The organism is Actinomadura napierensis, from assembly GCF_039529375.1.
GTDB lineage: Bacteria > Actinomycetota > Actinomycetes > Streptosporangiales > Streptosporangiaceae > Spirillospora > Spirillospora napierensis.
Genome location: NZ_BAAAMR010000027.1, coordinates 23908 through 37761 on the forward strand (window position 1 = coordinate 23908; position 13854 = coordinate 37761).

Annotated in this window: 15 protein-coding genes; 12 read left to right on the forward strand and 3 right to left on the reverse strand. The window is 70.9% G+C overall.

The annotated features are described in order from the left end of the window. Positions 1 to 24 precede the first annotated feature (24 nt). Together ABD296_RS17305 and ABD296_RS17310 are read left to right on the forward strand one after the other, a co-directional pair. Entirely contained in the window at positions 25 to 987 is a 963-nt protein-coding gene (locus ABD296_RS17305) for a MurR/RpiR family transcriptional regulator (RefSeq protein WP_344267691.1), read from the forward strand. After that, the gene (locus ABD296_RS17310) at positions 984 to 1880 is read left to right on the forward strand and encodes an N-acetylmuramic acid 6-phosphate etherase (protein ID WP_344267693.1); all 897 of its coding nucleotides are present in this window, start codon (positions 984 to 986) and stop codon (positions 1878 to 1880) included. Before ABD296_RS17305 ends, ABD296_RS17310 begins: the two co-directional genes overlap by 4 nt. A gap of 282 nt (positions 1881 to 2162) precedes the next feature. Here the strand turns inward: ABD296_RS17310 and ABD296_RS17315 are convergent, their stop codons facing one another. Further along, complete coding sequence (locus ABD296_RS17315; protein WP_344267695.1) at positions 2163 to 3359, reverse strand: acyl-CoA dehydrogenase family protein; 1197 nt, start codon at positions 3357 to 3359, stop codon at positions 2163 to 2165. 61 nt (positions 3360 to 3420) lie between these two features. On the opposite strand from ABD296_RS17315, the gene ABD296_RS17320 reads away from it, so the two are divergent. Both ABD296_RS17320 and ABD296_RS17325 read left to right on the forward strand, forming a co-directional pair. After that, complete coding sequence (locus ABD296_RS17320) at positions 3421 to 4074, forward strand: HAD family hydrolase (RefSeq protein WP_344267698.1); 654 nt, start codon at positions 3421 to 3423, stop codon at positions 4072 to 4074. 17 nt (positions 4075 to 4091) lie between these two features. Then, positions 4092 to 4598 (forward strand): DUF6912 family protein, encoded by a 507-nt coding sequence (locus tag ABD296_RS17325; protein ID WP_344267700.1) that lies wholly within the window; start codon positions 4092 to 4094, stop codon positions 4596 to 4598. 76 nt (positions 4599 to 4674) lie between these two features. On the opposite strand, the gene ABD296_RS17330 is transcribed toward ABD296_RS17325, so the two are convergent. Both ABD296_RS17330 and ABD296_RS17335 read right to left on the reverse strand, forming a co-directional pair. Then, complete coding sequence (locus ABD296_RS17330) at positions 4675 to 4869, reverse strand: hypothetical protein (RefSeq protein ID WP_344267702.1); 195 nt, start codon at positions 4867 to 4869, stop codon at positions 4675 to 4677. Between the two features lie 61 nt (positions 4870 to 4930). Further along, positions 4931 to 5329, reverse strand: a complete 399-nt coding sequence (locus ABD296_RS17335; protein ID WP_344267704.1) for an ATP-binding protein — start codon at positions 5327 to 5329, stop codon at positions 4931 to 4933. A 158-nt stretch (positions 5330 to 5487) separates the two neighbouring features. On the opposite strand from ABD296_RS17335, the gene ABD296_RS17340 reads away from it, so the two are divergent. From ABD296_RS17340 to ABD296_RS17375, 8 genes are all read left to right on the forward strand, one after another. Further along, entirely contained in the window at positions 5488 to 6303 is an 816-nt protein-coding gene (locus tag ABD296_RS17340) for a helix-turn-helix domain-containing protein (RefSeq protein ID WP_344267706.1), read from the forward strand. Continuing rightward, positions 6291 to 6476: a DUF397 domain-containing protein gene (locus ABD296_RS17345; protein ID WP_344267707.1), complete on the forward strand. Its 186-nt coding sequence runs from the start codon at positions 6291 to 6293 to the stop codon at positions 6474 to 6476. The genes ABD296_RS17340 and ABD296_RS17345 overlap by 13 nt, the downstream gene beginning before the upstream one ends. Positions 6477 to 6501: 25 nt before the next feature. Further along, a complete protein-coding gene (locus tag ABD296_RS17350; protein WP_344267708.1) occupies positions 6502 to 6687 on the forward strand; it encodes a DUF397 domain-containing protein in 186 nt (61 codons plus the stop codon). A gap of 24 nt (positions 6688 to 6711) precedes the next feature. Further along, positions 6712 to 6897 carry a DUF397 domain-containing protein gene (locus tag ABD296_RS17355; protein WP_344267710.1) on the forward strand — a complete coding sequence of 62 codons (186 nt, stop codon included), beginning with the start codon at positions 6712 to 6714 and terminating at the stop codon, positions 6895 to 6897. 187 nt (positions 6898 to 7084) lie between these two features. Then, on the forward strand, positions 7085 to 8716 hold the full coding sequence (pruA, locus tag ABD296_RS17360; RefSeq protein WP_344267712.1) for an L-glutamate gamma-semialdehyde dehydrogenase: 1632 nt from the start codon (positions 7085 to 7087) through the stop codon (positions 8714 to 8716). 144 nt (positions 8717 to 8860) lie between these two features. Then, the gene (locus ABD296_RS17365; RefSeq protein WP_344267714.1) at positions 8861 to 9571 is read left to right on the forward strand and encodes an HAD family hydrolase; all 711 of its coding nucleotides are present in this window, start codon (positions 8861 to 8863) and stop codon (positions 9569 to 9571) included. 420 nt (positions 9572 to 9991) lie between these two features. Next, positions 9992 to 11953, forward strand: a complete 1962-nt coding sequence (locus tag ABD296_RS17370) for an acetoacetate--CoA ligase (RefSeq protein WP_344267715.1) — start codon at positions 9992 to 9994, stop codon at positions 11951 to 11953. 248 nt (positions 11954 to 12201) lie between these two features. After that, positions 12202 to 13740, forward strand: coding sequence for a serine/threonine-protein kinase (locus ABD296_RS17375; RefSeq protein WP_344267717.1), 1539 nt, complete (start codon positions 12202 to 12204; stop codon positions 13738 to 13740). Positions 13741 to 13854 lie beyond the last annotated feature (114 nt).

The window sequence follows — 13854 nt, forward strand, 5'->3', positions numbered from 1 at the left end:
CCAGCCAGTAAGAAACTTTCTTCCATGAGGAAACCCATCGGCCCCGAGCCGGGGAGCGCGGGGGAGCCCGGAGCGGCAGGAGGCGAGGCGCCGCGCAAGGACGCGACGCCGCTGAGCACCGTGGTGCGGGTCCGCTCGCTGCTGCCCTCGCTGCCCCCCGCCGAGCGACGAGTCGCTCAACGCGTCATCGACGACCCCGAAGGGGTCGCCAACTCCACCATCACCGAACTCGCCCAGACCTGTGGCACCTCCGAGACCACCGTCATCAGGTTCTGCCGCGCGATCGGGTTCCATGGTTATCCAGAGCTCCGACTGACCCTCGCCACCGAGGCGGGACGGGCCCAGAGCGCCAGCGGCGGGCGGGTCATCGGCAGCGACATCAGTCCGGACGACTCACTCGAGCAGATCGTGGAGAAGGTGACCTTCGCCGATGCCAGGGCCGTCGAGGAGACCGCCTCCCAGCTCGACATCAAGATGCTGGAACAGGTGGTCGACGCCGTCGTCGCCGCCGACCGCGTCGACGTCTACGGGGTCGGCGCCAGCGCCTTCGTCGCGATGGACTTCCAGCAGAAGCTCCACCGCATCGGGCGCTTCTGCTCCGCCTGGGCCGACGCGCACATCATGCTCACCAGCGCCGCGGTGCTGGGCCCCACCAGCGTGGCGATCGGCATCTCGCACACCGGCGCGACCGTCGAGACCATCGACGCCCTGGAGGTCGCCAAGAGCAACGGCGCCACGACCGTGGCGCTGACCAACTTCCCGAAATCCCCCATAGCGGAGGCGGCCGACCTGGTCCTCACGACCGCGGCCCGCGAGACGACCTTCCGCTCCGGCGCCACCGCCAGCCGGCTGGCGCAGCTCACGGTGGTCGACTGCGTCTTCGTCGGAGTGGCGCAGCGGACCTACGGGCCGACCCGCAAGGCCCTGGAAGCCACGTTCGAGGCGGTCCGCGGCCGGACCGTGCGACCCGACCGGAGGCGTCGGTGATCGATTGCGAGCTCCCCACCGAGGGCCGGAACCCCCGCACCCTCGACGTCGACACGCTGCCGACCCTGGAGGTGCTGCACCTGATCAACACCGAGGACGCCACCGTCCCGATGGTGGTGGCGGGCGTCCTGCCCGAGGTGGCCCGGCTGGTCGACCTCGCCGTCGACTCGCTGCGCGCGGGCGGCCGCGTGCACTACTTCGGCGCCGGCACGTCCGGCCGCCTCGCGGTCATCGACGCGGCCGAGCTCCCGCCGACGTTCGGCATCTGGGGCCGCGTCGTCGCGCACCACGCCGGCGGCCCCGGCGCGCTCTCCCAGGCGATCTCCGACGTCGAGGACGACATGGAGCTCGGCATGCGGGACGCCCGCGAGGTCCAGCCGGGCGACATCGCCATCGGCATCGCCGCGAGCGGCCGCACCCCCTACGTGATCGGCGCGCTGCGCGCCGCCACCGCGGGCGGCGCCCGCACCGCGCTGATCAGCTGCAACCCGCACACGCCGTACGGCGAGGAAGTGGAGGTGCACATCGGCCTGGCCACCGGACCGGAGGTGATCAGCGGGTCCACCCGGATGAAGGCGGGCACCGCGACCAAGCTGGTGCTCAACTCCTTCTCCACCACCCTGATGATCAGGATGGGGCGCACCTACTCCAACCTGATGGTCAGCGTGAACGCGCTGAACTCCAAGCTGCGCGCCCGGCTGGTGCGCATCCTCACCGAGGCCACCGGCATGGACGCCCGCACCTGCGAGAACGCGCTCAACGAGGCGGGCGGCAACACCCGCGTCGCGCTCGTCTCGCTGCTCGGCGAGGTCCCGGCGGCGCGCGCCACGGTGGTCCTCGAGGAGACCGACGGCGGTGTCAGGGAGGCACTGCAACGCCTCAGATCCGCCTGACGGCGTGTTTCGCAATCCCGGCCAAGGGCCTCGCCTGCTGGCTCGGCCCTTGACCGTGCTCGGGCGAGCGCGAACTCGCTTCGCGAGCTTCCCGGTGGGGCTCGCCTCCGGCTTCGCCCCACCGGTCAGCTAGCGCGCTCGCGCGGTGGCTGAGGAAGCTTCGCCGGTTTCCGAGCCCGGCGGCGGCCCCCGCCGGCACGCCGGGGCGCCCGTGGTCATGCGATTGTCCCCGCACCAATCGCATGACCACGGAACGGCCCACCCACGGCCGCGCTGTTGCGGTCAGTGCTCGTAGCGGCGGAGTTCCTGGCGGGCGACGGTGCGCACGTGCACCTCGTCCGGGCCGTCGAAGATCCGCATCGCGCGGACCCAGGCGTACATCGCGGCCAGCGGGGTGTCGTCGGACACGCCGGCGCCGCCGTGGAGTTGGATCGCCCGGTCGAGCACCTCGTGGGTGATCCGCGGCACGACCACCTTGATCGCGGCGATCTCCGAGCGGGCGCCCTTGGAGCCGTGCTTGTCGATCAGCCAGGCCGTCTTCAGGGTGAGCAGCCGCGCCTGCTCGATCGCCATCCGCGACTCGGCGATCTGCTGGCGCACCACGCCCTGCTTGGCGAGCGGCCCGCCGAACGCGACGCGGTCCACGGCGCGGCGGCACATCAGCTCCAGTGCCCGCTCCGCCATGCCGAGCGCGCGCATGCAGTGGTGGATGCGGCCGGGCCCGAGCCGCGCCTGCGCGATCATGAACCCGTCGCCCTCGTCCGCGATCAGGTTCGACGCCGGCACCCGGACGTCCTCGAACAGGATCTCCGAATGGCCGTGCTGGTCCTGGTAGCCGAACACCGGAAGGTGCCGGACGACCGTCACGCCCGGGGCGTCGCGCGGCACGAGGATCTGCGACTGCTGCCGGTGCGCCGGGCCGTCCGGGTCGGTCTTGCCCATGACGATGAAGATCTTGCAGCGCTCGTCCGCCGCGCCGGTGATGAACCACTTGCGGCCGTTGACCACGTACTCGTCGCCGTCCCGGACGATCGAGGTGGTGATGTTGGTGGCGTCGGAGGAGGCGACCTCCGGCTCCGTCATCGCGAAGGCGCTGCGGATCTCCCCGTCCAGCAGCGGCTTCAGCCACCGCTCCTTCTGCTCCGGGGTCCCGAACATGTGCAGGACTTCCATGTTCCCGGTGTCCGGCGCGGCGCAGTTGACCGCCTCCGGCGCCAGGTCCGGGGAGCGGCCCGTCAGCTCGGCCAGCGTCGCGTACTCCAGGTTCGACAGACCCGACACGTCCGGCAGGAACAGGTTCCACAGGCCCCGCTCGCGCGCCTCGGCCTTCAGCTCCTGGACGATCGGCGGCAGCGCGTGCGGGTCGTTCTCCGCACGCCAGGCCGTGTACACCGGCTCCGCCGGATACACGTGCTCGTCCATGAACTCCTGGAGTCGTTCCTGGTAGTCCAGCGCCTTCGGGCTGAGTTCGAAGTCCATGCCGGCCAGTCTGGCAGAACGGGATTCGGTCAATGCGGCCGGGATCGCCTACCATCGGCCCGTGCCCGCAGAACAGCCGAAGACCGTCAAAGCCGTCATCACCGACTGGGGCGGCGTCCTCACCTCCCCCCTGAACGACGCCGTCGGCACCTGGCTGACCGCCGACCGCATCGACGCCGACCGCTACCGCACGGTGATGCGCGCCTGGGTGAAGCAGGCCTACGACGGCGCCGGCTCCAACCCCATCCACGGGCTCGAGGACGGCTCGCTCGCCACCGAGGAGTTCGAGCGCCTCCTGGCCGCCGAGCTGCTGACCGTCGACGGCGGCCCGGTCGCCGCCGCCGGCCTCATCTCCCGCATGTTCGGGGCGTTCTCCCCGGTCGAGCCGATGTACGAGGCGCTCCGCGCGGCCCGCGCCGCCGGCACCCGCACCGCCCTCCTCTCCAACTCCTGGGGCAACGACTACCCCCGCGACCTGTTCGCCGACCTCTTCGACGCCGTCGTCATCTCCTGCGAGGTCGGCATGCGCAAGCCGGACGAGCGGATCTTCCGGCACGCGCTCGACCTGCTCGGCCTCGACGCCGCCGAATGCGTCTTCATCGACGACATCGAGCACAACATCCGGGCCGCCGAATCCCTCGGCATCCGCGGCATCCACCACACATCCGCCGACGCCACGATCACCGAACTGCGCGAGCTGGGCCTCCTCCCGTGACAGACTGACGAACCGTCATGCGCGTCTACCTTCCGTCCACGCTCACCCTCCTCGCCGCCGTCCACACCGCCCGCGAGGCCGGACCCGCGCCGCTCGCCGGCCACGCGGTCACGCCCGCCCTGCGCGAGTGGTACGCGGACGGCGACCAGGAGGAACTGGAGTACGCCGCGCTGACCGCGGCCGCCCGCGCCTCGCTGCGCCTGCTCGCCGCCGACCCGTCCGCGCCCCGCCGCCGCGTCGTGCTGGCCGCCGAGATCCCCGACCAGTCGGTCTCCTGGGCGCGCGGCGACGCGTCCATCGACGACGACGACCGCTCCCTCGTCGAGGTCACCGCGCCCGTCCCGTGGAAGCGCATCGCCTCCGGCCACGTCGACGACACCGGCGCCGTCCCTGACATCACCGCCGCCGTCGAGGCCCTCCCCGCCGCCGACGCCGGCGACGACGACGCCCTCTTCACCGTCGACGGCGCCGAAGGCCACGAACTCCTCTGGTACGCCACCCAGGAACTCCAACACCTCCTCTAACCCACCCCGCGTCCCGCCGACCACGCCGCGCCGCGGACGCGGCGGCGTCCATCCGCCGCGGCGACCTGCCTGCGGATCACCGTTCCTCCAGCAGTTCGGCGGCCCGTTCCACAGCGGCGGGATCGGCCACACGGAGGAGATCGAGCAGCCCCTCAAGGTGGCTCGAAGAGATCAGGACCCGCCCGCCGGCCCTCCAGACGCCACCGTCCAACGTGATCGACCAGTGCGGGAACAGGTGCCGCAGGAGCAGCAGCGTCACCGGCTCGTTCATCGCGCGTCTCAGCTCCTTCGGAAGCGAGAACCCGACCGCACGCGCCGAGTACCTCGCGAGGTCAGAGGGTGGGAAGCTTCACCCAGACGGCCTTGCCGCCCTCGCCGAGGGGACGGACGCCCCAGCAGTCCCGGACGAACTCGGCGATGAGCTGGAGCCCCCGGCCAGAGACGGCGGCATGGTTCTGCGGGAGGACGACGGGGCGGCCTTCGCCCGAGTCCCGCACTTCGATCACCGGCTGCCCGTCCCGGTCACGCGGGAGCCGAACGACGATGGGGCCTTCCCCGTGCCGGTAAGCATTGGTGACCAACTCGCAGACGATGAGCCGTGCCACGTAGTCGTCTTTGATGCCCCACGCGGCGAACTGGTCGGCGAGGAAGAGCCGCGCGAGGCGCGGCGCCTCACCGGTGGGCTCAAGAACGATCGTCGGAACTTCGGGAACCTGTGCGGTTACGGACATCTGACACGACTTTCGGAGAGGTTCGGCTGACGAGCCTCCAGTTGGTCACCACGTGCTCGCGGAACGCGACGAAGTGCAGGTGAAGCTGGGCAAATTCCTCGTGGTGAGTTCGCTCGACTTGCTGGCCACTTGACCCTTGGTTGAGGGACGATTGCGGAATGACGCCACGTCGACTCAAGGCCAAGGTGAGTCCCGCGCTGCTCCCGTTCGGGCGCCGGCTGCGGAGGTTCCGTGACGCCAAAGGCTGGAGTCAGGACAACCTCGCCGCACGGGCACGCGATGGCCAAGGCGTCACCCCGCAGTACATTGGCGCGGTCGAGACCGGCCGGACCCGCTGCACGATGGAGTTCGCCAAGGAGATAGACAAGATCCTTGAGGCGAACGGCGAGCTCGTGACCCTGTGGGAAGACCTGGTGAAGGACGCGGCCTTCCCGGTGTGGTTTGACTGGGTGAGTGTCGAGGAGACCGCTCCGGAGTTGGTCTCCTACAGCTTGGGCTTGGTCCACGGCCTGCTTCAGACCCCCGAGTACGCCAGCGTCCTGCTCTATGGCGATCAGGACGCTGTAGAGGCACGGATGCGGAGGCAAGACATCCTGACCCGCACGGAACCGCCGCCGCCCGGTTGCTCGTTCCTCATAGACGAGGCCGTACTTCAGCGCGAGGTCGGCAACCCGCAGATCATGTACGAGCAACTGAACCGCCTCGCCGAGATGTCCGGGCCAAACCTGTCGGTCCAGGTCGTCCCTATGCGGGGTGACCACCTCGGTAGCATCGGTTCGTTCACGATTGCGACGCTTGAAGACCTTCGGGAGGTCGCCTACGTGGAGTGCTTCGCTCGTGGCTTCACGATGGAGGACGGCGAGGACGTGACAGCGATGCGCAAGGCGCTTCGGGAGGTTCGGTCGTTGGCGCTCCCCATAGGTATGTCGAAAGACCTGATTCGTAGAACGGCGGAAGAGCGATGGAAGATCTGAACGTCCAGTGGCGGAAATCCAGCCATAGCGGAGGCAACGGAGGCGAGTGCGTCGAGGTCGCAGAGCTTGGTGGAACCATCGGTGTCCGCGACAGCAAGGACCCGGAGGGCGGGCACCTCAACGTCAGCCGAGGTGCCCTGGGCGCCCTGCTGGCCGACCTGAAGCAGAGCTGATCCGCCGCATCGAGGGTAGGTGAGCATGGATGTGAGTAGGGCGAAGTGGCGAAAGGCCACCCGCTCGACTTCGACCGGAGGCGAGTGCGTAGAACTGGCCGCACTCCCGGAGGGGTTGGGCGTCCGCGACAGCAAGGACCCGGACGGCGGGCACCTGACCATCAGCCATCGCGCGCTGCGGGCGTTGCTGGCAGATTTGAAGCAGAGCTGATTCACCGCATCTTGGGAGACGATCATGGATGTGAGTAGGGCGACCTGGCGGAAGTCGTCATACAGCTCGGGCAACGGCGGCAACTGCGTTGAGCTCGCCGATCTCGGTGCGGTCGTCTGCGTCCGCGACAGCAAGGACCGGGACGGCGGGCACCTCGATGTCAGCCGTGGTGCGCTGCGGGCGCTGCTCGCCGACCTGAAGCAGCGATAACCCCACTCCGCTGAGCCTCGGCGCCGATGGGGCCAGGGCTCTTCCATGTGCTCAAGGCTCTCTGCGGCACTTGGTGCCCACCGGGTGCGCGGGTTCCTGCGGGGTGGGGAGCGGCGGGTATTCGTCGGGTGGGGGTGGGTAGGGCTCGGCATGTCGACAGGGCCGTCGAGCTTGCGGGAGCGGACAGATGGACGCCGTCACCAACGTGCCGGTACCGGTGAACGAGCCGGTCAAGGGGTATGTGCCGGGCAGCGCCGAGCGGGCGGCGCTGGAAGCGAAGATCAAGGAGCTCGGCGGCGCGCAGACCGAGCTGACGATGACGATCGGCGGTGAGCGCCGGATGGGCGCCGGCGTCCCGATCGACGTCGTCGAGCCGCACAACCACGGGCACGTCCTCGGGCGCATGGGCAACGCCACCGACGCCGACGTGACGGAGGCGATCGCGGCGGCCCGGGAGGCCGCGCCCGGCTGGCGGGCCATGGCACCGGACGACCGCGCCGCGATCTTCTTGCGGGCCGCCGAGCTGCTGGCGGGGCCGTGGCGGTCCACGCTGAACGCGGCGACGATCCTCGGCCAGTCCAAGTCGGTCCAGCAGGCGGAGATCGACTCGGCCTGCGAGCTGATCGACTTCCTGCGGTTCAACGTCGCGTACGCGCGGCGGATCCGCGAGACGCAACCGAACTCCTCGCCGGGCGTGTGGAACCGGATGGAGTACCGGCCGTTGGAGGGGTTCGTCCTCGCCATCACCCCGTTCAACTTCAGCGCGATCGCCGGGAACCTGCCGACCTCGCCCGCGCTGATGGGCAACGTCGTGGTCTGGAAACCGTCCCCCACCCAGCAACTCGCCGCGCATCACACGATGCGCCTCTTGGAGGCGGCCGGCCTGCCGCCCGGCGTCATCAACCTGGTCACCGGGGACGGGCAGGCCGTCTCGAACGTCGCCCTGGCCAGCCCGGAGCTCGCGGGCCTGCACTTCACCGGTTCGCCGCCCACCTTCCAGGCGCTGTGGCGGACGATCGGGGAGAACATCGCCCGTTACCGCGGATACCCGCGGATCGTGGGCGAGACCGGCGGCAAGGACTTCGTGGTGGCGCACCCGTCCGCGGATCCGGCGGTGCTGAAGACCGTGCTGGTGCGGGGCGCGTTCGAGTACCAGGGCCAGAAGTGCTCGGCGGCGTCGCGCGCCTACATTCCGCGTTCCATCTGGGACGGCATGCGCGACGACTTCTGCGCCGAGGTCGAGGGCCTCACCATGGGCAACGTGGCGGAGGACCTGTCGGCCTTCATGGGCGCCGTGATCGACGACCGCGCCTTCGCCAAGCACCGGCGCGCGATCGAACGTGCGCGCGGCATCGACAGCATGCGCCTGCTCGTGGGCGGCGAGTTGGACGACTCGGTGGGCTACTTCGTACGGCCCACAGTCCTGGAGTCGTCTGACCCGACCGACGAGATCTTCACCACCGAGTACTTCGGGCCGATCCTCGGCGTCCACGTCTACGACGACCATGACTACGACTCCGTCCTCACCCAGTTGGAGAGCGCCTCCGAGTACGGGCTGACCGGCGCGATCGTCGCGCGGGACCGCGCCGCCATCGCGGCCGCGACCGAGACCCTCCGCTTCGCCGCGGGCAACTTCTACATCAACGACAAACCGACCGGCGCCGTGGTCGGCCAGCAGCCCTTCGGCGGCGCCCGCGCGTCCGGCACCAACGACAAGGCCGGCTCGGTGTTCAACCTCACCCGCTGGACGAACGTCCGCGCCATCAAGGAGACCTTCGTCCCGCCCACCGACCACCGCTACCCCCACATGCGCCCCTGACCCTCGCCGTCGCCCACCCGGCACGGGCGCGGTTGCGGTGGGCGGGCGGGAGGCTCGACGATGAGTCCGCCCCGCCGGACGGTGGGGCGGGGCGGCGCCTGGAGGGTGCCCGCCGACGCCTTTCGAGCGGTGCATGGGAACGGGATGTCGACGTTGAACCGTCTGGTGCTGTGGAACATCGATCACACCCTGGTCGACGTCGGGCGGGTCACCCGGGACGCCTACGCGGAGGCGTTCCAGCGGACCGTCGGGCGGCCGCTCGTACGGCTCGCCCCCACCCCCGGGCGCACCGAGTCGGAGATCATCTTCGAGACGCTGGCGTTCAACGACGTCGTCACCACCGACGACCATCTGCCCTCCTTCGTTTCCGCGCTCACCGAGGCGTTCGCGAGCCGCCGCGCCGACCTGCGGGCGCACGGCCGCGTCCTGGCCGGGGCCCGCGAGGCCGTCGAGGCGTTGGCCCATGTGCCCGGGGTCGTGCAGTCGGTGCTCACCGGGTCGATCCAGCCGAACGCCGTGCTCAAGGTGACCGAGCTGGGCCTCGCCGACCGCCTCGACCTCGGCGCCGGCGGCTACGAGAACGGCGTTTACAGCAAGGCCGCGCTGCTGGAACTCGCCCGCGCCCGTGCGGGCGAGCGGCACGGCGCCCGCTACCCCGAGTCGGCCACCGTCTACATCGCCGACTCGCCCCGGGACGTACAGGCCGCCCACATCGCCGGCTCACCGATCATCGCCGTCGCCACCGGCAGCGCCACCGAGGCCGAGCTGCGCGCGGCCGGCGCGGACCGCGTCCTCGCGACCCTCGCCGACACCGACACCGTGGTGGACGCCGTCGCCGAGCTGACCCGCATCTGACCTCACCGGCGCCCTGGCGTCCCCCGCGCCGCTCCCGTGGTGCCGCCGGGTTGCTCTTGTGGCGCGCCTCGTGCCGCTCCGGTGCCGACCCTGTGGCGCCGCCTTTCGGCATCGTGGTGCCGTCGTGGCTGGTTGGTCTTGGTCATCCGTCGTCCCCTTCTGTCGTGCTCTCAGTTTTGGGGCTGTGGGTGGGGTGTTGGAAGTGGAATGGCGTTCTGTGGAAAACCCGGTGTGTGGGGGATGGGGATGGTCGGGCGTTCTGATGTGTGGTGGTCGCGGATTGCTGCGGTCTAACGCCTGTGACCTGCGGTGGGACGTTGGGCGGGGGCAGCGCGCGCATGATCGGGGGAAGTTGCGCGGGCCGGGCGGCGAGGCCGATATTGGGAGGGTCGCGCGCCGGCGCGGCGGGGAGGGAGAGCGATGTCGCGTGATCACGAGGTCTCCGAGGGAGCGGCGCTGTGGGAGCCGTCGGAGGAGGTCGTCGCGAACGCGCGGGTGACCCGCTTCATCCACTGGCTGTGGGACCGGGGCGTGCGCGTTGAGTCCTATGACGACCTGTGGCGCTGGTCCGTCACCGAGGTGGACGCCTTCTGGGACGCGATCTGGTCGTACTTCGACGTGGTGGGGGAGCGCGGGGACGGTCCCGTCCGCGAGGGCGGGCCCACACCGGTGGACGGTCTGCGCTGGTTTCCCGGTGCGACCCTGAACTACGCCGCGAACGCGCTGCGCCGTGCGGAGGAGACGCCGGACGAGACCGCGGTGGTGTTCCGGTCGGAGGCCGGCGGGCACCGGGTGCTGTCCTACCGTGAGCTGTTCCTGCACGTCGCGGAGGTGCGGGAGGGTCTGGCCGACCTGGGCGTCGGCAAGGGCGATCGGGTCGTGGCGTACGTCCCGAACATTCCCGAGGCGCTGATCTGCTTCCTGGCGACGGCGTCCCTGGGCGCCATCTGGTCGTCGTGCTCGCCGGACTTCGGGTCCTCTTCGGTGATCGACCGGTTCGCGCAGATCGAGCCGAAGGTCCTGATCGCTGTGGACGGCTACGCCTACAACGGCAGGACGTTCGACCGGCGGGAGATCGTCGGCGAGATCGAGGCGGCGCTGCCGACGCTGGCGGCGACGGTGCTGATCCCGTACCTCGACCCGGCGGCCACGCCGGAGGGCCTGCGCGTCGGCATGCACTACGGCGACCTTCCGCGCACCGACCACGACACCATCGAGTTCGAGGACGTCCCGTTCGACCATCCGCTGTGGGTGGTCTACTCGTCGGGCACCACGGGGCTGCCCAAGCCGATCGTGCACGGGCATGGCGGGGTGGTGCTGGAGCATCTCAAGGCCCTGTCGTTCCATCAGGACGTAGGCCCGGGAGATGTCTTCTTCTGGTTCACCACCACCGGCTGGATGATGTGGAACTACCTCATCGGCGGCCTTCAGGTGGGCGCCACCATCGTCATGTACGACGGCGCACCGCTCGACCTGTGGAAGCTGGCCGCCGAAAGCAGCGTCACCTACATGGGTGTGGGCGCGCCCTACATCACCGCGTCCGCGAAGGACGGACGCCACCCCGGACGCGAATTCGACCTGTCGGCACTGCGCGGCATCGGTTCCACCGGCTCTCCGCTGCCGCCCGAAGGGTTCGCGTGGGTGTACGAGGAGGTCGGCAAGGACCTCCTGCTCGGGTCCTTCTCCGGCGGAACCGACCTGTGCACCGGGTTCGTCGGGCCGTCGCCGCTGCTGCCGCTGCGCGCGGGCGTCATCCAGTGCCGCGGGCTCGGCGCCAAGGTGGAGGCCTTCGGGGACGACGGCAAGCCGGTCGTGGACGAGGTCGGCGAGCTGGTCATCACCGAGCCGATGCCGTCCATGCCGGTGTTCTTCTGGAACGACGACAGCGGCGACCGCTACCGCGAGTCCTACTTCGACATGTACCCGGGCGTGTGGCGGCACGGCGACTGGATCAAGATCCTCCCGGACGGCGGCTGCGTCATCTACGGCCGTTCCGACTCCACTCTCAACCGCGGCGGGGTCCGGATGGGGACGTCCGACTTCTACCGCGTCGTCGAGGCGTTCGACGAGATCACCGACAGCCTCGTCATCGACACCGGGCGGCTCGGCCAGGAAGGTCGCCTGCTGCTGTACGTGCAACTCGCCGAGGGCGCGTCGCTGACCGATGACCTCACGGCCCGGCTCAAGCGCGAGATCCGCTCGGCGCTGTCGCCGCGGCACGTCCCGGACGAGATCACCGCCGTCCCGGGCATCCCCCGGACGCTGTCGGGTAAGAAGCTGGAGGTCCCCGTCCGCAAGATCCTTCAGGGCACTCCGGTGGACCAGGCGGCCAACCGCGGCGCCATGGCCAACCCCGAAGTGCTCACGCACTTCACGCCCTGACGGGGACGTGTCCGGAACGTTCCGCGCCGACCGTGTCGACCCGGTGTCGCCCGGGGCGCGCGGGCATTAAGGTGGTCGCTCGGCCCATATGCGTCTGATCGGAAGCAGCGGGTCAGATCGCGCCGTAAGGTCGCATGGCCGGGTGAACTTCCCAACGGCCTCGCGCGTCTCACTGTCGGAGCGCTGGTCTGCGAGAATTCGGCCCGTGGTCCGTTCGGCCCGTCGACGAGAGAGGGACGGTTCCACGCATGGAGGTTGGGGCGCTGCGGTCCGGGGACCCGGAGCGGCTTGGCCGCTACGCCCTGGTCGGCCGGGTGGGCGAGGGCGGGCAGGGCGCGGTGTTCCTCGGTGCCGACGAGGACGGCCGGCAGGTCGCCATCAAGCTGCTGCACGCCGAGCTGACCTCCGACGACAAGGCCCGCGCGCGCTTCCTGCGCGAGCTGGAGGTGGCCAAGCGGGTCGCGCCGTTCTGCACCGCGCAGGTGCTGGACGCCGACGTCGACGGCGACCTGCCCTACATCGTCAGCGAGTACGTGCCGGGCCCGTCGCTGAACCAGCTGGTCACGCAGGACGGACCGGTGCGCGGCGCCGGGCTCGACCGGCTCGCGGTGGGCACCGCGACCGCGCTGTCCGCGATCCACCAGGCCAAGATCATCCACCGCGACTTCAAGCCGCACAACGTGCTGATCGGCCCGGACGGCCCGCGCGTGATCGACTTCGGCGTGGCCCGGGCGATCAGCGGCGGCACCACGCTGACCAGCCGCGTGATCGGCACCCCCTCGTACATGGCGCCCGAGCAGATCAGCGGCGACGACGTGGGCACCGCGGCGGACGTGTTCTGCTGGGCCGCCACCCTGGTGTTCGCGGCGACCGGCGAGCCGCCGTTCGGCCAGGACACCATCCCCGCCGTCATCAACCGGATCCTGCACGAGGAGCCGGACCTCGGCGACCTGAGCGGCCCGCTGCGCGCCCTGGTGGCCGACTGCCTGGAGAAGGACCCGGCGCGCCGCCCGCCGGCCCGCCAGGTGCTGATGCGGCTGCTGGGACACGAGGAGGCGCCCGTCGAGCCGGTTCCGATCGGCAACACCGACGAGACCGCCATGCTCGAGGCCGGCTCGGTGCTGGCCGCCGAGATCGGCGACGAGGACTTCGAGCCCGCACAGGCGGACGACGACGCCTACGAGCCCGCCGCCTACGAGTCGGACCCGGGAGCGGAGCCCGGAGGCTGGCACGCGGCCGACCCGTCCGGTACCGAGCCCCGGCTGCTGCCGACGCCCGCCGAGTGGGCCGCCGAGAACGTGGCCGACACCCTGCCGCCCGACCGCGCCCCCGGCGTCGGCGCGGGCGCGGGCGGTGGAGGCATCGCCGCGCTGCGCCGTTCGCTCGCCGGGTCGAGCCGGTCGGCCGTGCTGGCGGGCGCCGCCGCGCTGTTCGTGGCGATCGTCGTGGTGTCCGCGGTGCTCGCGCTGGGCTCCGGCGGCAAGGGCAAGGCGGGGGAGAAGGTCGGCGACCCGAGCCGGGCGCCGCAGCCGTCCGACACGATGCCCAGCATGTCGGCGCCGGCCTCGCAGGCGCCGACGCGGCAGGCGACCGAACCGCCCTACAGCCCGTCGCCCACGGTGGGCGAGTCGGCGACCGACAGCCCGGCCCCGACCGACACGCCGTCGGTGACGCCGTCGACCCCGGACGACCCGGTGCCCACCCACACCACCGAGACCCCCGACCCGCCGACGACCACCCCCACCGAGGAACCGCCCCCGACCCCGTCGGCGACGCCGAGCGGCTGATCCCGGGGCGCGTCACCGGAACCGCCGGTGGACGCCCCGCACCGGCGCCGGAACCGGCGTCCGGCGGGCGTGCCGGCCACCGTCGCGCGTCCGGTGCGCCCGGTCCCGCGCGGA